The following is a 26226-nucleotide window of genomic DNA, read 5'->3' on the forward strand; positions in this document are numbered from 1 at the left end:
TAGCGAATAAATATTGTCCACTCTCTCAAAGCTGGACAATAATAAATTTAACGAAATAGTCAAAAGTGTTTAACGTCATGGATTCGACCTACACCATCATTATTGCAGATGATCACCCACTCTTCCGGAATGCCTTGTTTCAATCTATCCACATGGCTATTAGTGGTGCAAATTTGCTGGAAGCGGACTCACTCGACGCACTTCTGGCTTTGTTAGAACGAGAGGAAGAGCCAGATTTAGTGCTATTGGACCTCAAAATGCCAGGAGCAAATGGTATGTCTGGCTTGATTCATTTGCGAGCAGAGCATCCAGATTTACCTATCGTCGTCGTTTCAGCGAGTGAAGAGCCGGCGATCGTGACGCAGGTGAAAAGCCATGGTGCATTTGGTTTTATTCCCAAGTCCAGCGACATGCGCGAATTAGTGAACGCGCTCAATCAAGTGCTGAATGGCGACCCATACTTCCCTGAAGGGTTGATCACCAATAACGCGGCATGTAATGACTTAGCGGAAAAGATTGCTGCGCTAACACCGCAGCAATATAAAGTGTTGGGAATGTTGTCCGATGGCTTGCTGAACAAGCAAATCGCTTACGAATTGAATGTTTCAGAAGCCACCATAAAAGCGCACATGACAGCGATTTTCCGTAAGCTCGGTGTAAAGAACCGCACGCAAGCCGTGATTATGCTGACGGAAATGAGCGACTAGATTGACGTCTTATCGTCAGACTTACTTTTTTCGTTTGGCAATCGGATACCGACTTTAGTGACCTGCTGATCAACAACATCAGCGACGATCCAATGCAAACCTTGCCACTCGAAATGGTCTCCCAATACTGGCGTGCTACCTAATTGCTCTTCGACAAGGTTTCTCAAACTTTTATCCAGCGGTTCATCCCCCAGATTCAAACCATACATCACGGCAATATCGGCAAGCTTCACTTCAATATCGAGGAAGAAGTCACCGAAGAATCGCGCTAGCGACGCTTTCTCTGGGGCTTCACTAAACAGTAAGCTCAGTGCATCTAAATCCTTTTCTTGTGCTAATACACACAAGGTATCATCTTCCTCAAGGCGCGTACTGCCGGATGGGTGCAATAGCTCTTTACTGCGAAATACAGCGGCGATACGCGTTCCTTCCGGCATCGAAAGACTACGTAATGGCTCACCAATGCACCATTTATCTGCTTTAAGTCTATAGATAAACAGCTCCCACTCACTGGTCGGGTAAATCTCCACCCCCGTACGCGAAATTGGCTCAGGCTTAGAAGGTAGCTCGACCTTTGCAAGAGACATCGCCTTGGTCAACGTGCCCCCTTGTACTATCAAAGACACCATTACTACAAAGAATGCCAAATTGAAGTACAGTTGAGCATCTGGCAACCCTGCCATCATCGGAAATACCGCGAGGATGATAGGTACAGCGCCACGCAATCCTACCCAAGAGACAAACCACTTTTCACGTGGCGTGAAACTCTTGAATGGCAGTAAACCAATCCAAACTGAGATTGGTCGGGCAAACAAAATCATCCCGAAGGCAAGCGCAAGACCTGGCAACGCAATAGAGAGTAAATTGGATGGTGTAACCAACAAGCCAAGCACCAAGAACATACCAATTTGAGCTAGCCACGTCATACCATCTAAAACATGAAGAATAGAGTGGCGGCTGCGTGTTGGACGGTTACCTAATAAAAGACCAACGAGGTAAATCGACAAAATACCACTGCCACCCAAAGTGTTAGATAAAGCAAAAATAAGCAAGCCACCACTGACCGTTAAAATAGAATACAGCCCATCTGGTAATTGATTGCGATTGATAACTTTCCATAAGATCCAGCCACCAGCGAAGCCAAGTAACGCGCCAATACCAAACTGCTTAAGAAAACTGAACGCCAAAAAGCCCGCACTTAAATCTGCGCCAGGGTTCGCTAAAATAGCAATCAGAGTTACGGTCAGAAACACCGCCATAGGGTCATTGGTGCCGGATTCAATTTCCAGCGTTGAACCAACACGTTCGTTCAGGCTACGACCTTTGAGTAGAGAGAAGACCGCGGCAGCATCGGTGGAACCAACAATCGCTCCAACCAATATGCCTTGCAATAAATCTAAGTCGAATAACCACGTTGCCATCAGCCCGGTTAAAATGGTGGTGATCGCAACGCCAAATGTCGCCAAAGAGACCGAGGGCCATAACGCAACCCTAAAGCTGGCGACCCGCGTTCTCATCCCACCATCAAGCAAAATGATGGCTAATGCGAGGTTACTAACCAAATAAGCGATCGAAAAGTTATCGAATAAAATGCCGCCTAAGCCGTCTTCCCCCGCTAGCATTCCAACGGCTAAAAATACCAAAAGAATTGGGATTCCCAACTTAGAAGACACTGGGCTTAAAAGAACGCTAAGTGCGATTAACAACGCACCTATTAGAAAAAAACTGTTAATGGTGTCTGCGTCCATTCTCACCCTCCCTTAATGAAAAACGATAATAATTGTGATGAGCAAGGCTACTTCGTTAATGAGGTAATGCCCTAATCTGCCTCCCCTTTACACCGTCTCAAAATGCGAGGTTGTACGAGAATGACTCAGTTATATTACTTTATTGTGCGTTAAAACGGTGATTTGATGCGAAAACTTTATGTAAATAAATTACTTGTGAGCTTTCTTATCTACGCCTTCTCTCTTTAAGAGCCACAAGATCACCACCAATACTTACACAGCATCTCCAAGTTCAATGAAGAAAAGATTAATGGCCCGTCTTAATCATGCCTGTTTATCCAATCAACCTTTAGACCTTTGGCTAACTTAACAGTTTATTAACATAACGTTTTGCCCCTTTGTTCGCTGCAAAAGCCCATAATATGGGGGTTCTTCATTTTTAACACCCCGACTAAAGTTGAAAAGAGTTATTGCCAACACCTTGCTAATGTACATATTGAAACATTTCATTAACAACAATACCAATCGTAAGGAGACGGCAATGGCATTTGAAAGCGAAGAAAGAGCCAAAGCCTATTGGGACAAAAACGTGAAGCTCATGATCGGCCTAATGGTCATCTGGTTCGTCGTGTCTTTCGGCTGCGGCATTTTATTTGTCGACGTACTAAATCAATTTCAACTAGGCGGTTACAAACTCGGTTTCTGGTTTGCTCAACAAGGCTCCATCTATGCGTTCCTAGGAATTATTTTCTATTACGCATGGAAGATGCGCCAAATTGACCGTGAATTCGGCGTGGACGAATAAGGAGTCACTCAGATGGATTTGAAAACTATTACCTACCTGGTCGTTGGCGCCACGTTCATCCTGTACATCGGGATTGCTATTTGGGCTCGCGCCGGATCAACCAAAGAGTTTTATGTTGCTGGTGGCGGTGTAAACCCGATTGCAAACGGTATGGCAACCGCAGCCGATTGGATGTCCGCAGCGTCGTTTATCTCAATGGCAGGCTTAATTGCCTTCATGGGCTATGGCGGCTCCGTATTTCTAATGGGTTGGACTGGTGGCTACGTTCTGCTTGCGCTGTTGCTAGCGCCTTACCTACGCAAATTTGGTAAGTTTACGGTGCCAGAGTTTGTTGGTGAACGCTTTTACTCCAACACAGCACGTATCGTAGCGGTTGTTTGTCTTATCATCGCATCAGTGACTTATGTTATCGGTCAGATGAAAGGCGTGGGCGTTGCGTTTGGTCGCTTCTTAGAAGTGGATTACTCCACTGGCCTATTAATTGGTATGTGTATCGTTTTCATGTACGCGGTTCTTGGCGGCATGAAAGGCATCACTTACACGCAGATTGCTCAATATTGCGTACTCATTCTTGCTTACACTATCCCTGCAATCTTTATCTCTCTGCAACTCACTGGTAACCCAATCCCACAAATTGGTCTAGGGAGTACCATGGCTGGTACCGATGTCTATCTACTCGATCGGCTTGACCAAGTGGTGACCGAACTCGGATTCAGTGAATACACGACCCAAGTACGTGGCGACACACTTAATATGTTTGTCTACACCATGTCACTGATGATTGGTACTGCCGGTCTACCACACGTAATTATCCGTTTCTTTACCGTGCCGAAGGTTCGCGACGCACGTACATCAGCAGGTTGGGCTCTGATCTTCATCGCCATCCTTTACACTACTGCACCAGCGGTATCAGCGATGGCTCGTCTCAACCTAATGAATACGGTAAATCCAGCTCCGGGTCAGCACCTAGCGTATGACGAGCGTCCTGCGTGGTTCAAAAACTGGGAAACAACTGGACTACTCGGTTTTGACGATAAAAATGGCGATGGCAATATCCAATACACTTCAGATGCGTCCACCAACGAACTGCGCGTTGATAACGACATCATGGTATTGGCTAACCCAGAGATCGCTAAACTACCAAACTGGGTGATTGCACTTGTGGCAGCAGGTGGTCTTGCAGCTGCACTATCTACCGCAGCAGGTTTACTACTCGCCATTTCTTCAGCTATTTCCCATGACTTAATCAAAGGGGTTATCAATCCGAACATATCCGAGAAAAAAGAGCTACTTGCTAGTCGAATATCAATGGCAGTAGCGATAGCAGCCGCAGGCTATCTCGGTTTAAATCCGCCTGGATTTGCCGCAGGTACGGTAGCACTCGCCTTTGGTCTTGCCGCTTCATCCATCTTCCCTGCATTGATGATGGGCATCTTCAGCAAGAGCATCAACAAAGAAGGCGCAATCGCCGGTATGATTGCGGGTATCAGTATTACGCTGTTCTACGTATTCCAACACAAAGGCATCCTTTTCGTTGCTGATTGGAAATATCTAGAAAGCTGGGGAACAAACTGGTTCCTGGGTATTGAGCCAAACGCGTTTGGTGCTATTGGCGCACTATTTAACTTCATCGTCGCATTCGCTGTATCCAAAGTAACAGCAGAAACGCCACAAGAAGTAAAAGACCTAGTCGAACACGTTCGCGTGCCAGTAGGTGCTGGTAGTGCAGTGGATCACTAAAAACTAATCAAAACCACAAAAGCCCCGTTTGGAACCAGCCGTCCGGGGCTTTTTTATTCTCACTTTTCAGTTACCATATTCGCAGTATGTCGTTGCAAGGAAGCCAAGATGTTCAAAAACAAGCACTTTATTCTCGCTCTACTGATTGCGCCAGTTCTCTCTTTGATCGCTTACTTCGGTACCGATATGGCCCTCAGCGAGAAGCCCCACGCGGCGCAAGAAGGGGAAACTTACAAACTCGCGAGTAAGTCTAATTGTCGTTACACCAGTGGTCTGTGTGATATGGAAAATGGCGATTTTAAAGTGAAATTTCGCTCGGAAAAACTCACTAAAAATAACTTAGAATTATCACTCAACGCCGCTTACCCACTCGAAGGGGTTAAAGTTTCTATTGTGAGTGACAAAGAGAAAAACGCTCAACCGATTGATATGAAGCCCGCCGATCAAGCAGGCCAAAGCTGGTACATCACCTTACCAAAGCCTGCATCTGCAGAAAGCTGGTTAAGAGTCGTCATTCAATCAGGCGGTACACTGTATTATGGTGAAACACAAACCGCATTTGTGAAGTACGAAACCTTATTTACTGAATAACGGTGACAAGCTAATTCACCGGTATTCAAACGACAGTGACTTAGTTTCACTCAGCATAAATGAATTCCTACTCAGCCGACGCCTTTGCGTCGGCTTTTGTTTCCGTAAGTCTTTCTTCAACAACCTCTTACTCTAAAAAGGGTTGCCAACTCACAAGTTAATTGATAATAATTATCATTACATTTAATGAGAGGTGGTTATGGACAACAAACGGGACATCTTTAACGCATTTTTTAAAGCCCAAGATAGATTCCTTCTCGCCGCACCACATGGCTTTGAGCCAGACGTGATTCATGACTATATTCATTGGGGAATGGTGTTGTCTTCTTGTTATGAACACGATGCCGATGAAGAAAATCTATTGTTGTGTGAGCTGTTTTTACGTCAGGTTTATTTCCATTTACTAGACGCAATTCAAGACTCAACTCGCAGTCGTATCTTCCGTCGTGTCTGTCTCGATTCTATCCATACGCCATTATTCTGTCTCAAACGCTATTACTACCAGTTTGAACAAGGCGACGTGAAATTTCTCGCACTACAACAACAATTACGCCTGATTCAAATCTCACTTGATTAACCAAAAGGATCCCTACCATGAGCACCGAATTCCGCATAGAAACTGACAGTATGGGCGAAGTTACTGTCCCTGCAGATGCTCTCTACCAAGCCCAGACTCAACGCGCCGTCGATAACTTCTCATTCAGTCAACATAAAATGCCATCTGGTTTTATCAAAGCGTTAGCACACATCAAGCAGACTGCGGCACTCACCAACGCACAGCTAGGGCTGCTTGAAGGAGATATTGCCAACGCGATTGCTGACGCAGCTCAAGCAATTATCGAAGGCAATCATATTGAGCAATTCCCAATTGACGTGTTCCAAACAGGATCAGGCACTAGCTCAAATATGAATGCGAATGAAGTAATTGCAACACTGGCCTCCCAGCATCTAGGCGGCACTGTCAGCCCTAATGATCACGTCAACATGGGACAAAGCAGCAACGATGTGGTACCGACGGCCATTCAAGTTAGCGCAGCATTAGCCATTGAAAAACAGCTCTTCCCGGCCCTGTCACACCTAAGCCAAACACTAGAGTCTAAGCAACAAGCATTGAAAGATGTTGTAAAAACCGGTCGCACCCACTTAATGGACGCGATGCCAATTACCTTTGCTCAAGAACTTGGCGGTTGGCAGTTCCAAATCGAGCACGCAAAACAAGCGATTGAACAAGCACTTCCTGCTGTAAAAGCCTTAGCCCAAGGTGGTACGGCGGTTGGAACGGGGATCAATGCCGATCCACGCTTTGCAGACTTATTCGCTAGCAACCTAACCCAGTCAACTCGTATTCAGTTCACGGCCAGTGATAACTTCTTTTTCAATTTAAGCAGTCAAGATGCGATCGTCGCTCTGTCGGGACAGCTCAAAACAGCAGCAGTTGCGATCATGAAGATCGCAAACGATCTTCGTTGGATGAATTCAGGCCCATTGGCTGGTTTAGGTGAGATAGAATTACAAGGCTTGCAACCGGGTTCTTCCATCATGCCTGGCAAAGTAAATCCTGTGATCCCAGAAGCCGCAGCTATGGCATCAGCGCAAGTCATTGGTAATGACACCACCATTACCGTCGCAGGCCAAGCGGGCAACTTCCAGCTTAACGTCATGTTGCCAGTTATTGCTCATAACGTATTGGAGAGCATCGAGTTACTCTCTAACAGCGCAACCGCTTTAGCTGACAAAGCCATTGCGACGTTTGAAGTTCGCCAAGATAACTTGGATGTAGCACTCGCCAAAAACCCAATTTTGGTCACGGCTCTCAACCCGGTCATTGGTTACCTAAAAGCGGCAGAAGTCGCGAAAAAAGCCTACAAACAGGGGCGCGCGATTATTGATGTCGCGGAAGAAGAAACTGATTTGGATAGAGCCACACTAGAGCGATTGCTTAATCCAGCCAAACTGACCCAAGGCGGCGTCGCAGAATAAACGGCAAACTCAGCCTATCAACTAAGATTACAAATATCGAGACCTCCATTCGGAGGTCTCTTTTATAGCGATTTTTCAAACACTCCAATCCTAAGCGACTCGATTGAGCACCGAACGCAGCTTAAGCGGCTTAACTGGCTTAGCAATAAAGCTGAACCCATTTGCTTTGATGCCATCAAGCATATCATCGGTACGATCTGCACTGATGATGACGCCTTCAAAGCTGTGGCCTAATCTCAGGCGGCATTGCTGTAGCACTTCTAAACCAGTACGACCATCATCAAGTCGGTAATCGGAGAAAATTACATCCGGAATCCAACCATCCTCAAGCGCTTGTAGACTTTCAACTAAATCAATCGCAACTCGTGTATCGCAGCCCCATCGGGAAAGTAAGTTTTCCATGCCGACTAGAATGTCAGGCTCATTATCGACACAAAGGATTCTCAGATGACCAAGTTCAGATTGCTTATTCATCGCCACGTGAACTGGATGAGGCTGAACATGATCAGCTTTATCTAGGGTGATGGAAAAAACACTGCCTTTTCCAACCCAAGAGCGCATCGAAATTTCATGCCCAAGTACCTGAGCAATTCCTTTCGAAATCGCCAAACCAAGTCCGAGACCTTGGTCGGAACGAACTTGAGTTCCGCGATTAAACTCTTCAAAAATCTCTTGCTGCTTCTCTTCTTCAATCCCCACTCCATTATCCCATACATCAATACGCACTCGCCCTTTCACGCGGCGAACACCGAGTGCGACTTTGCCATTCGGGTTATAACGAAACGCATTGGTCAGGAAGTTTTGCACCACACGGCGCAGCAGTTTGGGATCCGACTTAACCATGAGTGAGGACGGAATCATGGTGAACTCTATACCTTGCTGTTTGGCTAACGCACTAAACTCAGCATTCAAATTCGATAACACATCATTTAACGCAAAGCCATGCACGTTGACTTCCAACTTGCCCGATTCCAAACGCGAGATATCCAGCAAATCTCCAATTAAGTCTTCGGCAGCCTCTAAAGCACTTTCAATGTGTGCTGACAGCTTTTTGGCTTCACTGTCTTTGGCGACTTCCGATAGTGAAGATGCGAATAGACGCGCCGCGTTGAGCGGTTGCATCAAGTCATGGCTTACTGCCGCCAAGAACCGTGATTTGGACTTCGATTCCAAATCCGAGCGCTGCGTCGCTTCCACCAGCTGCTTGTTAAGTTGTTCTAATTCTCGAGTCCGCAGACGTACCCTTTCTTCCAATGTCTCGTTGGCGTCTTTCAGTGCTTGCTCTGCATCACGGAATACGGTGATGTCGGTAAAGCTCATCACAAAGCCACCACCTGGCATTGGGTTACCTTGCACCTCTATCACGCGACCATCGGGACGAACCCGAGAAGAGGTGTGCCGAGTCCCTTGCTCAAGGTGATAAACACGGCGACGGACGTGGTCATCAGGGTCACCAGGGCCACACAACCCCTGCTCTGCATTGTGCCGAATCACATCCGCAATCGGTCGACCTACTTGAATCAGGCCTGGCGGAAATTCAAAGAGTTCTAAATAGCGTTGGTTCCACGCAACCAAGCGTAGTTGCTTATCGACGACCGCAATACCTTGTCCAATATGCTCAATCGCGCCTTGGAGTAAACCCCGACTAAAATCGTACAGTTCAGAGGCTTCATCGACGATAGTCGCCACCTCTTCAAGCTGCATGTTTCTTCCTTGCAGAGCGGAAGTAAGTACTAACTTGGCAGAAGATGCTCCAAATACCCCTGCTAGCACACGCTCCGTATGCCGAATCAGAGAAGATGGCGCTTGTTGATTCGGCATCAACTCTTCTCGTTGCTGGCTCCAGTAGGCTTGAAACGCCGCTTTAACTCGCGTTCGTCCTACAAATCTGGACGCTAGCATTTCCAGTTCTGCAACCGTAACGCGGCTCTGGTACAGACTCATATTTTCGCTTTCAGGCAACGGTGTACCAACGAATGATGCCGATTGTAAGCGCTCACTTAGGCTTGGTCGGGTAGCCATAGAAACCACAACAAAACACACTGCATTAGCGACCACGCTGAGGATCATCCCCCAATCTGAAATCGCGATATCAAAACTAGCCAATACCTCTGGTGGCGTAATCAACCAGATCAGGAAGTTATTACTGGCGTCTCCGGCAAGCATGTCTGTTTGGCTCATTAACGTAATCAACCAGGTAGCAAAACCCACCGCGAGGCCAACATACACACCTTTCTTATTCCCTTGACGCCAATACATACCACCAACCAGCGCAGGAGCGAATTGCGTGATAGCCGCGAACGAGAGAAAGCCGATAGCAGAAAGTGAATGAATGGTGTCCAACGCTTGATAGAAACACCACGCGCCAATCAACAAAACTAAAATCAAACCACGGCGGATCCGCAGTAATAATTCAGAAAAATGGTGATGGTTACGCTGCGTCAGTCGCATGCGACGCAATAGCAATGGCATAACCAAGTCATTCGAGACCATGATCGCTAAGGCAATCGTCGATACGATAACCATGCCACTTGCCGCTGAAGTACCGCCTAGAAACGCAAGTAAGGCGATTTCACTCGCCCCTACCGACATCGGCACACTGATGACATAAGTATCAGGCGAAGCGCCACTCAAGAGACCTTGCCCTACCCACGCAATAGGTAAAACAAAAATCCCCATTAAGATCAGATAAATGGGGAACAACCAACGAGCCACGTGCAAATCTTGAGCACGTTCATTTTCCACCACCATCGTATGGAATTGTCGCGGAAGGCAAACGATCGCCAGCATGGTCAGTACAGTATGAATCAATATAGTCGGGATATTTGGTGACTGATACGTCTGTGCGGCAACATCAAGTAAGCTCAAATTCTCGGTGTTCATCGCCAACCAAACAATGAAGACACCAACCACTAAAAAAGCCAGCAGTTTGATAATGGATTCGAAGGCAATTGCCATCATCATCCCACGATGGTGTTCCGTGTTATCAATGTGGCGGGTACCGAATAGCATCGTAAAAATCGCCAATGCGACCACAACAAACCACGACACGCTATCGTTTTGATAACCAAAATCAGTAGCCAGCTCCGGAGCAATGATTTCAAGCCCCATAGTGATACCACGCAGCTGTAAAGCGATGTACGGCAAAATTCCCGCAACCGCTATGAGCGTAACAACCACGGCCAAACCTTGGGATTTACCGTAGCGTGCTCCGATAAAGTCAGCAATCGACGTGATGTGTTCCCGTTTAGCAATCAAAATAAGCCGAGCTAAAACGCGCCATCCGATGGTAAACACTAAAATGGGAGCAATATAAATGGGCAAGAAAGACCAAGGATTACTGCTGGCCTGCCCGACCGTGCCGTAGAAGGTCCACGATGTACAGTACACCGCAATGGAAAGGCTATAAATCCAAGGCCGCCAGCGCGCTAGCCACCTTTTCTGAATGTCGCCGTACCACGCGATGATAAATAAAGCTCCCAAATACGCTAAAGAAACGGGAACCACCAGCCATCCTTGCATCCGATATCCTTTCTTGCCTTTCTTGCTACTTTTAAAGCAAGAGAATAAAAAAACCTCTCCATGAGGGAGAGGTTTCATTTAACACTGCTTTGATAACGGAGACAAAGCTTAGTTTTTAACCTTTGTTACATAAGTCTAATTCTGAGTTTCAAGTGGCTTGTCTGATACATCAACCACCTGATGTGGGTCTTGCGAATCAAGCTTGATGAACAGAGCCAATAACCCCATCGCGGCCATGCCCCAGAACACAAGCGGTCCCCAGTGCTCATAACCCCAGCCACTCAATACGGTCATTAACGCGATAAATGCGCCCAACGGAATCGCGTTATACAACGCTTGCAACGCTACGATCTTATTTTCTTCGGAGTTTTGGATATATTGGATCGCGGCAATGTGTGCGGTAGCAAAAGTCACACCATGCAATAGTTGAACAACCACCAAAGCAATAATTGATGTTGTCGACGCCGTAATACCCCAACGCATCATTACACCAACGGCAGCAGCAATAAACAGCGCGCGTATTGACCAACCTACGAATAAGCGCTTACTCAATGCAAACACTGCCACTTCTGCGGCCACTCCTAAGCTCCACAAGTAGCCAATGACATCTTCCGAGTGACCAGCGGCCTTCCAGTGAATCGCACTAAAGCCGTAGTAAGCCGCATGACTGCCCTGAATTAGTGACACCAACACTAAGAATTTTAGTATCGGCTTGTCGGTCAAAAGAGCGGTCAGCTTTGGACGTTCTGCGCTTTGCCCACCGTGCGTTACAGGCATTGGGTTAGTCGGTCGCATAGCAAACAGCAACGAGATAAACACGCCGAACATCGCAGTGTACAAGATCATATCGGAGCCAAATTCAGCCACCAGGTAGCCCACTGCCGTCGAGCCTGCGATAAAGGCGATCGAACCCCATAGCCGCGTGCGGCCATAATCGAGCATTTTCAGGCGAGCGTAGTAATTTGCCATCGCGTCCGACAACGGAATAATCGGTCCACAACAAAGATTGAACAACACTGTCGCTAGTGCCATTAACCAAAAGCTACCACCCGTAAAAAAGTGAAATCCAACAAAAAGGAGGGCAGCGAAACTCAACCAACGTAAAGCAGGCATAAGATGTTCGACTTTGTGTACTCGTGGGGTGATCACGATATTGGCAACACAACGTGTCGCAAGGCCTAACCCGACCAGCAAACCGATATCTGTCGAAGATACGCCCTGATCCTTAAACCAAAGTGACCAAAATGGCAGATACACGCCATACGCAAAGAAGAATCCGAGAAAGTACTGGGAAATCCAGCCATACGGAGAAGGTTTCAACATTACTAATATCCTAAAACGGGAACACCAACGTTCGAGCCGGGAATTATGGATCGCCATACGTATTATAAAAAGGGAAGAATAAGAAACTTATCGTTTCCTCGATGGAATACTAACTTTGCGACATTTGGCATCTTCAAGCGAAAACATCGTAATTTAGACCAAAGTCGTCTGGCTTCCGGTAAGAAATTTGTCAGACTTAGAGAGTGTTCCTTCCATCATTATTGGGTGTTCTCATGCCTGACAAATTTAACATGCAATCTCCACCGTTCGATCGCTTAACTGAAGCACAACAAACGCGACTGCGATCGTCTCTGGACGTCGCCTACTATCGAGCTCGAGATGTTATTTTATCCTGCGGACAGAAGAACCCCCACTTACATATTCTGATCAAAGGCGCGGTAGAAGAGCGCTCCAACGATCAACAGGAAGTGTTCGCACATTATGCCAACGACGATATGTTCGATGTACGCTCGTTACTTGAAGACAAGGTACGTCATCACTACATCGCGCTTGAGGACACGCTCTCTTACCTACTGCCGAAAGAAATTTTCCTTGCCCTTTACAACGAAAATGGCCAGTTTGCAGCCTATTTCGATAACAATTTATCGAAACGGCAAGAGCTCATCGAAGCGGCCCATCAACAGCAAAACTTAGCGGAGTTTATTCTCACTAAAGTTGACCGCAGCATTTATCACCCACCGATGATCCTTGAACCAAATACACCAATTAACGAGGTAACACGTTCCTTAAAAGAAAATGGGATTGACGCCGCATTGGTTCAACTCCATGGCGATGATCCACGATTGGAAAAATGGCCATCAGCCCACCCGTACGCAATAGTGACTCGTACTAATATGCTGCATTCTGTGATGATAGATGGTTGCGCGCTCGACACACCAGTGGGTGAGATCGCGAGCTTTCCTGTTTATCACGTTGATGATGGTGACTTTCTATTCAACGCCATGATCACAATGACCAGAAATAGAATGAAACGCCTCATGGTATGTGAAGGCAACCGAGCCGTCGGCATGCTGGATATGACCCAAATTCTCAGCGCGTTCTCAACCCACTCCCACGTGTTAACGCTCAGTATTGCTCGAGCAAGCAGCGTGGAAGAGCTCGCTTTGGCCTCAAACCGCCAATGTCAATTGGTCGAGAGCTTATTGAAAAACGGTATCCGCACTCGCTTCATCATGGAGCTTATCTCAGCCGTAAACGAGCAAATTATCGAGAAAGCGTTCGAGTTAGTGATACCACCAGCCTTGCACGACCATTGTTGCTTGATCGTACTCGGCTCTGAAGGCCGAGGAGAGCAAATTCTCAAAACCGATCAAGACAATGCCCTGATTATTCAAGATGGTCTGGAATGGCCTCATTGCGAACAAGTGATGCAATCCTTCACACACACCCTACAACAGCTCGGTTATCCACTTTGCCCTGGCAAAGTGATGGTTAACAACCCGAAGTGGGTCAAAACACAGCAAGAATGGATAAACACCCTAAACCACTGGATAGCTAAAGCCGAACCAGAACAAATCATGGACTTAGCCATTTTCAGTGACGCCCATGCTGTTGCTGGGAATTGCGAGCTGCTGGCTCCAATTGCGGCGCATCTTCGTGACACAATGAAAGATCGCATGTTGATATTGTCTGATTTTACTCGCCCTGCCTTGCAGTTTTCGGTGCCCCTAACTCTATTTGGCAACGTAAAAAGTGCTAAAGACGGATTGGACATTAAACGCGGCGGTATTTTCCCAATTGTACACGGCATTCGCACCTTGTCTTTGGAGTATGCCATTGAAGAGCAGAACACGTTTGAACGCATTGAAGCTCTGAGAAATAAGCGCATCTTAGAATCCGAAACGGCAGATAATCTCAACGAAGCACTTAAATTGTTCTTTAAACTTCGTCTTAATCAGCAACTCAAAAAGCAAGAAGCGTTGAATAACATTGATATTAAACAACTGGATAGAACTGAGCGTGATTTGCTTCGCCACAGCTTACATGTGGTGAAGAAATTTAAGCAATTTTTAGGCTTCCATTATCAAATTCGTGATTAACCCTGATTTTCATAAATCACAGAGGCGTAAGCAATGAACTGGTTACAACGCAAATACTGGCATTACAAATTGAAAGGCTCGCCTTATCAGTCGCTGTTTTGCACGCCAGATAAAACAGAATACGTCTCTCTTGACTGCGAAACCACCAGCCTTGACCCAAATCGCGCCGAGCTGGTGACTATTGCAGCCACCAAGATCATCGACAACCGCATCATCACCAGTCAACCATTTGAAGTCCGCTTACGCGCGCCGCAATCGCTCGACTCAGGCTCGGTCAAGATCCATCGAATTCGCCACCAAGACTTAGTCGATGGCATCAGTGAAAAAGAGGCGCTGCTCGAGCTGCTCGACTTTATCGGCAACCGACCACTTGTGGGCTATCACATTCGTTACGATAAAAAGATCTTAGACCTTGCTTGTCTGAGGCAACTTGGCTTCCCACTTCCTAACCCACTCATCGAGGTCAGTCAGATTTATCACGATAAGTTGGAACGACATTTGCCGAATGCCTATTTCGACTTAAGTCTGGATGCCATTTGTAAACACCTCGAACTTCCTATCCAAGACAAACACGACGCCTTGCAAGACGCGATTTCTGCCGCTTTGGTCTTTGTCCGCTTAACGAAAGGCGATTTACCCAACCTAACCGCACCGTATACATAAAAATCAGTTGACCTAGCTCCCAGAAATACTTTTGTTTCAGCGATTTCCCGGCGCTTCTATCACTCTCATCCTAAAGTCTAATTGTGGAATTACGCGCGGTGACTGACAGTTATAAGCACAACGTCGTCATTACCACGACCAAGTTATTTAGAACCAAAAAACAGCCCTACAAAAATATATTCAAAATCTTATCTAGATTGGTGTAAGGCCGAGAAATAAGGCACAAGGAGAGAAGCCATGAGCGAAGCCCACGTTTATCCGGTAAAAGAAAATATTAAAACTCATACACACGCGGATAATGATACTTACTTAGCCATGTATCAGCAGTCGGTAACCGATCCAGAGGGCTTCTGGAACGAACACGGCAAAATCGTTGATTGGATCAAACCTTTCACCAAAGTAAAAAGCACTTCTTTCGACACTGGCCATGTTGATATTCGCTGGTTTGAAGATGGCACACTGAACGTCTCGGCCAACTGTATTGACCGTCATCTTGCAGAACACGGGGATGACGTCGCCATCATTTGGGAAGGCGATGATCCAGCCGACGACAAAACACTCACTTTCAACGAACTGCACAAAGAAGTGTGTAAATTCTCCAACGCATTGAAAGAGCAAGGCGTACGCAAGGGCGACGTGGTGTGTCTATACATGCCAATGGTGCCAGAAGCCGCTGTGGCTATGCTCGCTTGTACCCGTATTGGTGCGGTTCACACCGTAGTATTTGGCGGTTTCTCACCAGAAGCGCTATCCGGCCGTATCATCGACTCTGACGCTAAAGTCGTGATCACCGCAGACGAAGGCGTACGTGGCGGACGCGCTGTTCCACTGAAAAAGAACGTGGATGAAGCACTAACCAACCCAGACGTAAAAACCATCAATAAAGTCGTCGTGCTTAAACGTACAGGTGGTAATGTTGAATGGCATGAACACCGTGATGTTTGGTGGCACGAAGCAACAGCCAACGTTTCTGACGTTTGCCCACCAGAAGAGATGAAAGCCGAAGACCCGCTGTTCATCCTCTACACATCTGGCTCGACAGGTAAACCTAAAGGCGTACTACATACTACAGGCGGTTACCTCGTCTACGCGGCAATGACCTTTAAATATGTCTTCGATTATCAACCAGGTGAAACCTTCTGGTGTACCGCGGATGTGGGCTGGATTACAGGCCATACTTACCTAATTTATGGTCCACTAGCGAACGGGGCCAAAACCATTCTGTTTGAAGGTGTTCCAAACTACCCAAGCACGGCTCGTATGAGTGAAGTGGTTGATAAACACCAAGTGAACATTCTCTACACTGCGCCAACCGCTATTCGTGCACTAATGGCAAAAGGTAACGAAGCGGTAGCAGGGACATCTCGTTCAAGCTTACGTGTGATGGGTTCAGTAGGTGAGCCTATCAACCCTGAAGCGTGGGAGTGGTACTACAAAACGATTGGTAACGAAAGCTCGCCTATCGTTGATACTTGGTGGCAAACAGAGACCGGCGGTATCTTAATTGCACCACTACCAGGTGCAACAGACTTAAAACCAGGCTCAGCAACTCGACCATTCTTCGGAGTCCAACCTGCACTGGTTGATAACATGGGCAACATCATTGAAGAAACCGCAGCAGAAGGTAACTTGGTGATCCTTGATTCATGGCCAGGTCAGATGCGTACTGTTTATGGCGACCACGAGCGCTTTGAACAGACCTACTTCTCAACCTTCAAGGGAATGTACTTTACTAGTGATGGGGCTCGTCGTGACGAAGACGGTTACTACTGGATCACGGGCCGTGTTGATGACGTACTAAACGTGTCGGGTCACCGCATGGGTACCGCTGAAATAGAATCGGCTCTTGTCGCACATCATAAAATTGCTGAGGCCGCTATTGTGGGCATTCCGCATGATATCAAAGGCCAAGCTATCTACGCTTACATTACCTTGAACGATGGTGAATTCCCGTCAGCAGAGCTACACAAAGAAGTGAAAGATTGGGTGCGTAAAGAAATTGGTCCAATTGCAACACCAGATGTACTGCACTGGACGGATTCCTTACCGAAGACTCGTTCTGGTAAGATCATGCGTCGAATCCTGCGTAAAATTGCAACGGGTGATACTAGCAACCTCGGAGACACATCAACGCTTGCCGATCCGAGCGTTGTAGATAAACTTATCGCAGAGAAAGCAGAATTGGCATAAATTCAACCAACTGTTTTAAAAGCACTTTAAAAACCGCCATCACTCATGGCGGTTTTTTGCTTTAGTGCACAAATTGGCCACACAAAAAATATGGCAATTATGTTGTTTTTGTTAACTTGGTTACAGAAACGAGAGTGGCTATTAGGAGATTAGACCAGTAAATTGCTGCTAATTGCTATGAATTAGCTATAATCTTGGTCGATTTTTTAAAATTTGCTCGGTTTTAACAAAAAAATCGTGCTGAACTATCGTATATTTGGGAATATAAACGTTCCACTCACGATAAGGGAAGATAGCAACACAATGTCTGCAAAGTCACGGATTCTTGTTCTAAACGGACCAAATCTTAATCTATTGGGTCTGCGCGAACCGACACACTATGGTCACAGTACCTTAGCTCAAGTTGTGGATACTCTTACAGAGCAAGCCCATAACGCTGGGGTAGAACTGAAACACCTACAATCAAATCGTGAGTACGAACTGATTGAAGCCATTCACGCTGCCTATGGCAAGATTGACTTCATCATCATCAATCCAGCGGCTTTCACTCATACTAGTGTGGCGCTGCGAGATGCATTACTTGGCGTCGCCATCCCATTTATTGAGGTGCACTTATCAAATGTGCACGCACGTGAACCATTCCGTCATCACTCTTATCTGTCAGATAAAGCAGAGGGTGTGATTTGCGGTTTAGGCGCACAAGGTTATGAATTTGCTCTGTCTGCAGCGCTCAATAAGCTACAGGCAAAGTAACCCTAACACTCTGCAACCCTACGAGGGTTGTCTTAATCACAAGATAAAAGAGAAAGAAAAGATGGATATTCGTAAAATCAAGAAGCTAATTGAGTTAGTTGAAGAGTCTGGCATTGCTGAGCTAGAGATCTCTGAAGGTGAAGAGTCAGTGCGCATCAGCCGTCATGGCACTGCAGCCCCTCAAGCACCAATTCACTACGCAGCAGCTCCAGCGGCGGCACCTGCTCCAGTAGCAGCGGCACCAGTAGCGGAAGCGCCAGCAGCAGAAGCTCCAGCAGCAACACCTGCAGGTCACCAAGTTCTTTCTCCAATGGTTGGTACTTTCTACCGCTCTCCAAGCCCAGACTCTAAAGCATTCGTAGAAGTGGGTCAGAAAGTAAATGCTGGCGATACTCTATGTATTGTTGAAGCAATGAAAATGATGAACCAAATCGAAGCGGACAAATCTGGCGTTGTTACAGCAATCCTAGCTGAAGACGGCCAACCAGTTGAATTCGACCAACCTCTTGTTGTAATCGAATAAGCGGGGCTTGCCTTATGCTAGACAAAGTAGTCATCGCGAACCGAGGTGAAATTGCACTTCGTATTCTTCGCGCTTGTAAAGAATTAGGTATTAAGACCGTCGCTGTTCACTCAACAGCGGACCGCGATCTTAAGCACGTACTACTCGCAGACGAAACCGTATGTATCGGCCCTGCTCGTGGTATCGACAGCTACCTAAACATTCCACGCATCATTTCTGCAGCAGAAGTGACTGGTGCTGTGGCTATCCACCCAGGTTACGGCTTCCTGTCTGAGAACGCAGACTTCGCAGAGCAAGTTGAGCGCAGTGGTTTCATCTTCGTTGGTCCAAAGGCAGACACTATCCGCCTAATGGGCGATAAAGTATCTGCTATCAATGCAATGAAGAAAGCAGGCGTTCCTTGTGTACCGGGTTCTGACGGCCCTCTAGACAATGACGAAGAGAAAAACAAAGCATTTGCTAAGCGCATTGGTTACCCAGTAATCATCAAAGCATCTGGCGGCGGCGGCGGTCGTGGTATGCGTGTTGTTCGCGCAGAGAAAGACCTTATCCAAGCCATTGCAATGACACGTGCTGAAGCAAAAGCGGCGTTCAACAATGACATGGTTTACATGGAGAAATTCCTAGAAAACCCTCGTCACGTTGAAGTTCAGGTTATTGCTGACGGTCAAGGCGGCGCAATCCACCTTGGTGAGCGTGACTGTTCAATGCAACGTCGTCACCAAAAAGTAGTGGAAGAAGCTCCAGCACCTGGTATCACCGAAGAAATGCGTAAGTACATCGGTGAACGCTGTACTCGTGCATGTATCGAGATCGGTTACCGCGGCGCAGGTACGTTTGAATTCCTATACGAGAACGGTGAGTTCTACTTCATCGAAATGAACACTCGTATTCAGGTAGAGCACCCAGTAACAGAGATGGTTACTGGCATCGACCTAATCAAAGAACAGCTTCGTGTTGCAGCGGGTCAGCCTCTGTCATTCACTCAAGATGATATTAAGATCCGTGGCCATGCGATTGAGTGTCGTATCAACGCAGAAGACCCTGAGCGCTTCCTACCATCTCCGGGTAAGATCGAGCGTTTCCACGCTCCTGGCGGTATGGGTGTACGTTGGGAATCTCATATCTACACAGGCTACACAGTACCACCTCATTACGATTCAATGATTGGTAAACTGATCACTTACGGTGAGAACCGTGATGTAGCGATTGCACGTATGAAAAACGCACTGGGTGAGATGATCATCGAAGGCATCAAAACTAACGTGCCACTGCAATTCTCCATTATGAATGACGAAAACTTCCAACACGGTGGTGCAAACATCCACTACCTAGAGAAGAAGCTTGGCTTACAATAAGCCTAAGCAAACGTCTTAAAAAATGCCCACTCCCGTGGGCATTTTTGTTTTATATGTACGCAAAGGGCTCAACATATAAATCGGCTTATTTGGGTATATACTCAAACAAATCGTAGAGTTCTGGTAAACTCTGCGCCACTTCATTCACTTTAAGAGCAAAAACCAATGCCTTGGATTCAAATCAAACTCAACGCGACCAATGAAAACGCTGAGCAAATCGGCGATATGCTAATGGAAGAGACTGGCGCGCTGTCTGTTACATTCTTAGACGCGCAGGATACACCTGTATTCGAACCTCTACCTGGCGAAACTCGCTTATGGGGCGATACTGATATTCTGGCACTGTATGATGCAGAAGCAGACACTAACTTCATCATCGACCAAATTAAAGCGAGCAATATGCTGGCTGACAATTTTGCTTACAAAATAGAACAGCTTGAAGATAAAGACTGGGAACGCGAATGGATGGAAAACTTCCACCCAATGAAATTTGGTGAACGCTTATGGATTTGTCCAAGCTGGCGCGACATTCCAGATCCTGACGCTGTTAATGTTATGTTGGATCCAGGCCTTGCATTCGGTACGGGTACTCACCCTACAACAGCACTTTGTCTTGAGTGGCTAGAAAGCATGGACTTAAGCGGTAAGACCGTTATCGACTTCGGTTGTGGCTCAGGTATTCTTGCGATCGCAGCGATCAAACTGGGCGCTGAAAAAGTGATAGGGATCGACATTGATCCTCAAGCCCTGCTTGCTTCAAAAGACAATGCTGAGCGTAATGGCGTTGCAGACAAACTAGAAGTTTACTTACCGCAAAATCAACCAGAAGGTCTCGTCGCTGACGTCGTTGTGGCCAACATCCTTGCGGGACCTTTACGTGAACTTGCACCTATCATCAAAGGACTAGTTAAGCCAAATGGCGACCTCGCTATGTCCGGCGTATTAGACACTCAAGCTGAAGATGTTGCGAACTATTACCGTGACGAGCTTCACATTGACCCGATTGTTGAGCAAAGTGAATGGTGTCGCATCTCTGGTCGTAAGCAAGGCTAGACAAGGTTTTCAGAGCTAATTGTTTGAAATTCATACAATTTACAAAAACAATTTGTAAATGCTCAAATATTAGTCTTTTCACGCAGTAAAAAAATGCGTAAAATGCGCGCCCTTGCTGGTACAGAACTGTGATGACGTTTTGAAAATCGGAAACTATCAACTTAAGAACAATCTAATCGTAGCCCCTATGGCTGGTGTAACGGATAGACCGTTTCGCGAGTTGTGTCTTCGCTATGGTGCGGGAATGGCCGTCAGTGAAATGATGTCTGCTAACCCAAAACTATGGGGAACGTCAAAGTCGAAACAGCGCATGGTACACGAGGGCGAATCGGGCATTCGCTCTGTACAGATTGCGGGTTCCGATCCACAGCTTATGGCGGACGCAGCTCAATTCAGTGTTGAGAACGGTGCACAAATCATCGACATCAACATGGGCTGCCCGGCAAAAAAAGTGAATAAGAAGCTAGCGGGCTCTGCTCTGCTTCAATACCCAAACATTATCGAAGAGATTTTGAAAGCGGTCGTGAATGCAGTGGACGTTCCTGTAACGTTAAAGACTCGAACTGGCTGGGATACAGACAACAAGAACTGTGTCCAGATCGCTAAATTAGCCGAAAACTGCGGCATACAAGCTCTTGCTCTGCATGGCAGAACGAAAGCATGTATGTACAAAGGTGAGGCCGAATATGACAGCATTAAAGCGGTAAAAGAGGCGATTTCAATTCCGGTTATCGCGAACGGTGATATCGATAGCCCGGAGAAAGCCAAATTTGTACTGGAGTACACCGGTGCGGACGCTTTAATGATTGGACGCCCTGCCCAGGGTCGTCCTTGGATTTTCCAAGAAATCCATCACTATTTGGAAAACGGCACCACAATGGAGGAACTTCCAACTGAGGAAGTGAAAACCATTATGCTTGGTCATGTAAATGCTCTGCATGAGTTTTATGGGGAGTTCTTAGGTCCACGTATCGCGCGCAAGCACGTTGGGTGGTACCTGAAAGAGCATGAACAGGCAAGTGAGTTTCGCCGTACCTTCAACGCTATCGACGCAGCTCCGCTGCAAATTGAGGCGTTAGAAGGTTATTTTGATAACGTTGCATCATAATTAAGAGAAGAGCTAGACCGAATATGTTCGAACAAAATCTGACTTCAGAAGCATTAACAGTAACTACAGTAACGTCACAAGACCAGATTACTCAGAAGCCTTTACGTGACTCTGTTAAAGCGTCTCTTAAAAACTACCTTGCTCAACTAAACGGCCAGGAAGTAACAGAACTATACGAATTAGTTCTAGCTGAAGTTGAACAGCCACTACTAGATACTATCATGCAGTACACTCGCGGTAACCAAACTCGCGCAGCAACTATGATGGGTATCAACCGCGGTACTCTTCGCAAGAAACTTAAGAAATACGGCATGAACTAAGACCGTTTTTCAAAAAGTATTTGGAACAAGCCGTTACCTTTTTAGGTAACGGCTTTTCTTTATCTACTAAAACACTACGAATAACGCTCACTTTGTGCAGTATTACCAACTGGCTTTAAGATAACCACCGCTGAGCCAAACAATAACAAAGCCACGAAAGCGACCCATTCATTGCCTACAGAATACGCGAAGCCCGCCAAGGCAGACCAAATCGCGACACCAAAGTGCATCATACTCATTCCAGAAGACATCAGCACACCTCGATGTTCATCAGATAAGCTTGCTATATGTGCTTGTAACGCCGGAGAGCCTACCCCTCCAGCAAGAGACCAGAGCACTAGAGCTGGAAGATAAGCGGTCACCGTACTCATCTCATTTGAGAACACCCATGCACTGCAAGGTATGCACACCATTAAAGCCACTCGCATAACGGCTCGAGAGCTACCAAGCCAACGGCAAGCTCTCCCCACGCACATATTTCCAACCACACTAACGATCCCTAGAGCAGCATAAATAGCGCCCACCCAACCGAGCGCAAACTCGCTGGTATCTCGAATATGGAGGCCTATCAGGTTAAATACACCAATACCTCCCCCTAGGCCTAAACACATCGCTAGAATCGCTCTCAACGCGCCTGGAAGATGAATGACGTCTGCGATAGGTGGCAGAGTATCTGACTTCTTGGACTCATTATGCTTGTTGTTCATGAACACTACTCTCATAGCACTGACAAGAAGAGCCGCAACGCCCAAAATAATAAAAGCGGCACGCCATGATAAAAGCTGGGTCAACAATGCTCCGATCGCCGGGCTAGTTATCATACCTAGCGTTAATCCCGCCTGAACCATCACAATTTGACGCATCGCTCTATTACCCTTCGCGTCTCCCGCTAACGAGAATGCAATTGGTAACATGCCTGCACTTGCAATACCAGTGATCACTCGAGTTGCAATAGCAAGTTCAAAATCATGAACTATGCCCGTCGTAATAGACGCAACCCCAAATACAAAGCAAGCAGGCACCATGATACGAATACGCCCAACTCGGTCTGATAAACGGCCCAAGTAAGGAGCGAAAATTGCTATGGCTAAACTATATGCCGTAATAAATAAGGTCACCTGACTCGGTTGAACACTTAAATCATTTCCGATAGGTTCAAGAATAGATCCAAGCATCAACTCATCAGCACCAACAAGAAAAGCAACGAGAAATAGGATCATGGACTGCATCATAGCTCCACCTCCTGTTCTGTTTTCGATTCAGCACAAGTGAGCAACGAAATATCTAAAACTCTATCAGGCCAAGATTGCAAAAATGCCTTCTCATGAGATACCACAATCACGCTACCGGAAAAGCGCTGGAGAGCCTCTTTAAGCGCATTTTTGCTGCTGCTATCCAAATGTGTTGTTGGTTCGTCCAACAGCAAAACATTGCATTTCTGAACCGATAAACAACACAGTTTCACCCGAGTTTGCTCACCACCGCTCAATGTATCTAAGTGGCGCTGCGTCTTATCCCCCGTGATCCCAAAGCGAGCTAATAGCTTGCGTGACTCTTTGCTTGAGATTGTTGGCGCACAAGAGCACAGCTCCTGTTCAGGCGTGTTCTGAGGATGGCGCCAAGACAAATCTTGAGAAAAATAACCAATCATTGCACCTTTTGCCAATACCACCTCACCAGAGAGTGGCTCGATCTTCCCCATCAGGGTTTTAAGTAAGGTCGACTTACCCACGCCGTTAAAGCCAGCAACAACCAAATTTTCCCCGCGCGCTAACGTGATATCAAATACTGGAAGCAGAGGCTGCTGATAACCGATCATCAACGCTTTTGCCTCAACCACATTCGGTTGCTCAATGGGCTGGTAAGCAAAGTCAAACGTCGATACTTTCTCTACATGATTCAGTTGAATACGTTCGATTTTATCCAGTCTCTTCTTACGCCCTTTAGCAAGACTGGCGTTAACTCCTGCACCATTTTGGGCAATAAATTTCTCTAACTTTCGAATTTCACTTTGCTGAGCCTTATATTGCTTTTCTAATAAAGCACCGTCGTGCTGCTTTTGCTGCATTGCTTTGACATAAGTACCGCTGTATTTTCGAACCGTTTGATAATCAATATCACAAATACTGGTCGCTACTTGATTAAGAAAATCAACATCATGAGAAACCAGTAAAACGGTACCAATGTAATCATTGAGAAACGTGACTAGCCATTCAATGTGCGGAGCATCAAGATAGTTTGTCGGCTCATCAAGAATTAACACATCGGGGTTGCGAAGTAACAACCTGCCTAAAAGGACTTTGTGCCTTTGACCGCCACTTAGCGAGATAAGCGGTGTATCTAAGCCAAATTGATAAATACCAAGACCTACAGCAACTCGTTCAATTTTGGTATTAATTGCATAGAAGTCTTCATCTTCTAAATATGCCTGTAGCCGAGCGACTTGGCTTAAAAGAGATGTAGAGTGAGACTCGGTCATCGCCTGATACAAAGTCCAAAGCTTCTGCTCGGCAGCGTATAAGTTCTCAAAAGCACTCTTTAAGCATTCATAAACCGTCAGCGCATTATCCATCTTAAAATGTTGCTCTAAATACCCCACCTCAAGGTTTGGTAACCAGTCAATGCAGCCCTTATCTGCAGATAATTCACCAATAAGCAGTTTTAATAAGGTGCTTTTTCCAACGCCATTCGCTCCAGTGATACCTATTTTCTCTCCCACGTTAATTCGAAATGTCGCGTTGTTATATAAACTCTTATCAGCGATCTGATAAGACAAATTTTTAACTTGTAAAATACTCATGCTTTTAACCAAATAAAAAGGGCCGGTGATCAATACCGGCCCTTATTTCAATACTGGATAATGCTTTGTAGCTGCTTAACAGATACAAAAAGGCCGATGATGAAATATCACCGGCCATCTCTTCTCTTTTATCAGGTGTACAGACGCCTGCGTATAACTTCAGCGAAGTTACTCACGCATAAAACACCTGATGAAGATTAATTTAAGACTCCGGGCAACACTTCATCGCGTTTTTTGCACGGAGTTCAGCCTTCTTACAAAGCTTTTAAACAAGAGATATAACATGATTTACTGTCGAAAAAATATTCGATGTGAAGCGTACACCTTTAGAATAAAAAGTACCAGATAATTATTAAAACTATCGTGACTTACACGAAGGTCCACAGAAAGAAGACTTTTCCTCAGTCAATGTGCCAGGTGAACTGCTTACTCAGCAAACACAGCTATGAAAGCACCTATACCGCTCACGTTATACGTACGTAGTGGTGGCTTTGAAGGTTGGAGAGGGTTAGAGGGAAGAAGTAGCGAATATACTTTAAGACACTGGCTTAAATAGGTCGACAAAACAAAATCCATGTTTGGAAAGTTTTAAATGCGCTGAGTTTATATTAATAAGCGCCTATGGCTAAATCAAAACATCTAAAGCAGAGAAATCTCCCCCGAAAATAACATAACCTAGTGAATAAATTTTCCAGGTAATAATAAAGGAAGCTTTGGTAAGTAAGCACAAGGGCTGAGAACTAGCGCTCAATACTAGGACCCGGTTCAGTAGAAACCACACAAAACTGAGTTCCACTTCACTCATAACAGGGCTTAGAAAGCATCGCCAGAGGGAAGCCGGCCTCTCGATGCAAGGTTTCAATACGAAAGTGGGTTTAAGGTAAGTCGGGGAACCAAAACGAAAAAAGCCCCAGTCTTTCGACTGGGGCTTAATATAAGTGGCGGAGTGGACGGGACTCGAACCCGCGACCCCCGGCGTGACAGGCCGGTATTCTAACCAACT

The 26226-nt window shown here is 46.2% G+C and carries 20 protein-coding genes; 15 read left to right on the plus strand and 5 right to left on the minus strand.

What is annotated here, in order from left to right:
- Positions 1–77 precede the first annotated feature (77 nt).
- On the plus strand, positions 78–707 hold the full coding sequence (locus R7F67_RS20030; RefSeq protein ID WP_005382375.1) for a response regulator: 630 nt from the start codon (positions 78–80) through the stop codon (positions 705–707).
- Here the strand turns inward: R7F67_RS20030 and R7F67_RS20035 are convergent.
- The gene (locus tag R7F67_RS20035) at positions 704–2455 is read right to left on the minus strand and encodes a potassium/proton antiporter (RefSeq protein ID WP_005382374.1); all 1752 of its coding nucleotides are present in this window, start codon (positions 2453–2455) and stop codon (positions 704–706) included. The two genes, R7F67_RS20030 and R7F67_RS20035, sit on opposite strands and share 4 nt — an antisense overlap.
- Positions 2456–2975: 520 nt before the next feature.
- Between R7F67_RS20035 and R7F67_RS20040 the strand changes: the two genes are divergently transcribed.
- From R7F67_RS20040 to R7F67_RS20060, 5 genes are all read left to right on the plus strand, one after another.
- Positions 2976–3239 carry a DUF4212 domain-containing protein gene (locus R7F67_RS20040; RefSeq protein WP_005382373.1) on the plus strand — a complete coding sequence of 88 codons (264 nt, stop codon included), beginning with the start codon at positions 2976–2978 and terminating at the stop codon, positions 3237–3239.
- 12 nt (positions 3240–3251) lie between these two features.
- Positions 3252–4979 carry a sodium:solute symporter family protein gene (locus tag R7F67_RS20045; protein WP_005382372.1) on the plus strand — a complete coding sequence of 576 codons (1728 nt, stop codon included), beginning with the start codon at positions 3252–3254 and terminating at the stop codon, positions 4977–4979.
- A 108-nt stretch (positions 4980–5087) separates the two neighbouring features.
- Positions 5088–5570, plus strand: coding sequence for a hypothetical protein (locus R7F67_RS20050; RefSeq protein ID WP_005382371.1), 483 nt, complete (start codon positions 5088–5090; stop codon positions 5568–5570).
- A 199-nt stretch (positions 5571–5769) separates the two neighbouring features.
- Positions 5770–6147 carry a hypothetical protein gene (locus tag R7F67_RS20055; RefSeq protein WP_005382370.1) on the plus strand — a complete coding sequence of 126 codons (378 nt, stop codon included), beginning with the start codon at positions 5770–5772 and terminating at the stop codon, positions 6145–6147.
- 17 nt (positions 6148–6164) lie between these two features.
- Positions 6165–7550 (plus strand): class II fumarate hydratase, encoded by a 1386-nt coding sequence (locus R7F67_RS20060; protein WP_017635560.1) that lies wholly within the window; start codon positions 6165–6167, stop codon positions 7548–7550.
- 90 nt (positions 7551–7640) lie between these two features.
- On the opposite strand, the gene R7F67_RS20065 is transcribed toward R7F67_RS20060, so the two are convergent.
- Positions 7641–11072 carry a PAS-domain containing protein gene (locus tag R7F67_RS20065; protein WP_017635559.1) on the minus strand — a complete coding sequence of 1144 codons (3432 nt, stop codon included), beginning with the start codon at positions 11070–11072 and terminating at the stop codon, positions 7641–7643.
- 135 nt (positions 11073–11207) lie between these two features.
- Positions 11208–12395, minus strand: coding sequence for a 3-phenylpropionate MFS transporter (locus tag R7F67_RS20070; RefSeq protein WP_053307400.1), 1188 nt, complete (start codon positions 12393–12395; stop codon positions 11208–11210).
- Between the two features lie 233 nt (positions 12396–12628).
- Here R7F67_RS20070 and R7F67_RS20075 point away from each other — a divergent pair, with 233 nt between their 5' ends.
- The 9 genes from R7F67_RS20075 to fis all read left to right on the plus strand — a co-directional run bounded on the left by R7F67_RS20075 (position 12629) and on the right by fis (position 22423).
- Positions 12629–14455 carry a DUF294 nucleotidyltransferase-like domain-containing protein gene (locus R7F67_RS20075; protein WP_318057319.1) on the plus strand — a complete coding sequence of 609 codons (1827 nt, stop codon included), beginning with the start codon at positions 12629–12631 and terminating at the stop codon, positions 14453–14455.
- Between the two features lie 33 nt (positions 14456–14488).
- Positions 14489–15118 carry a 3'-5' exonuclease gene (locus tag R7F67_RS20080; protein WP_005382363.1) on the plus strand — a complete coding sequence of 210 codons (630 nt, stop codon included), beginning with the start codon at positions 14489–14491 and terminating at the stop codon, positions 15116–15118.
- A gap of 237 nt (positions 15119–15355) precedes the next feature.
- A complete protein-coding gene (acs, locus tag R7F67_RS20085; RefSeq protein ID WP_086047083.1) occupies positions 15356–17308 on the plus strand; it encodes an acetate--CoA ligase in 1953 nt (650 codons plus the stop codon).
- A gap of 303 nt (positions 17309–17611) precedes the next feature.
- Positions 17612–18061: a type II 3-dehydroquinate dehydratase gene (gene aroQ, locus R7F67_RS20090; protein ID WP_137282430.1), complete on the plus strand. Its 450-nt coding sequence runs from the start codon at positions 17612–17614 to the stop codon at positions 18059–18061.
- 61 nt (positions 18062–18122) lie between these two features.
- A complete protein-coding gene (gene accB / locus R7F67_RS20095; RefSeq protein ID WP_005386355.1) occupies positions 18123–18584 on the plus strand; it encodes an acetyl-CoA carboxylase biotin carboxyl carrier protein in 462 nt (153 codons plus the stop codon).
- A 14-nt stretch (positions 18585–18598) separates the two neighbouring features.
- Positions 18599–19942 (plus strand): acetyl-CoA carboxylase biotin carboxylase subunit, encoded by a 1344-nt coding sequence (accC, locus tag R7F67_RS20100; protein ID WP_005382509.1) that lies wholly within the window; start codon positions 18599–18601, stop codon positions 19940–19942.
- Positions 19943–20107: 165 nt separating this feature from the next.
- Positions 20108–20995: a 50S ribosomal protein L11 methyltransferase gene (gene prmA, locus R7F67_RS20105; RefSeq protein ID WP_136977005.1), complete on the plus strand. Its 888-nt coding sequence runs from the start codon at positions 20108–20110 to the stop codon at positions 20993–20995.
- 139 nt (positions 20996–21134) lie between these two features.
- Positions 21135–22103, plus strand: a complete 969-nt coding sequence (dusB, locus tag R7F67_RS20110) for a tRNA dihydrouridine synthase DusB (RefSeq protein WP_005382505.1) — start codon at positions 21135–21137, stop codon at positions 22101–22103.
- Between the two features lie 23 nt (positions 22104–22126).
- Complete coding sequence (fis, locus tag R7F67_RS20115; RefSeq protein WP_000462885.1) at positions 22127–22423, plus strand: DNA-binding transcriptional regulator Fis; 297 nt, start codon at positions 22127–22129, stop codon at positions 22421–22423.
- 74 nt (positions 22424–22497) lie between these two features.
- Here fis and R7F67_RS20120 read toward each other — a convergent pair whose 3' ends face one another.
- Together R7F67_RS20120 and R7F67_RS20125 are read right to left on the minus strand one after the other, a co-directional pair.
- On the minus strand, positions 22498–23655 hold the full coding sequence (locus R7F67_RS20120) for an MFS transporter (protein WP_239932383.1): 1158 nt from the start codon (positions 23653–23655) through the stop codon (positions 22498–22500).
- The gene (locus tag R7F67_RS20125; RefSeq protein WP_318057320.1) at positions 23652–25223 is read right to left on the minus strand and encodes an ABC-F family ATP-binding cassette domain-containing protein; all 1572 of its coding nucleotides are present in this window, start codon (positions 25221–25223) and stop codon (positions 23652–23654) included. The genes R7F67_RS20120 and R7F67_RS20125 overlap by 4 nt, the downstream gene beginning before the upstream one ends.
- Between the last annotated feature and the right edge of the window lie 1003 nt (positions 25224–26226).

Source organism: Vibrio sp. YT-17, assembly GCF_033337375.1.
In the GTDB taxonomy this organism is placed as follows: Bacteria; Pseudomonadota; Gammaproteobacteria; order Enterobacterales; family Vibrionaceae; genus Vibrio; species Vibrio alginolyticus.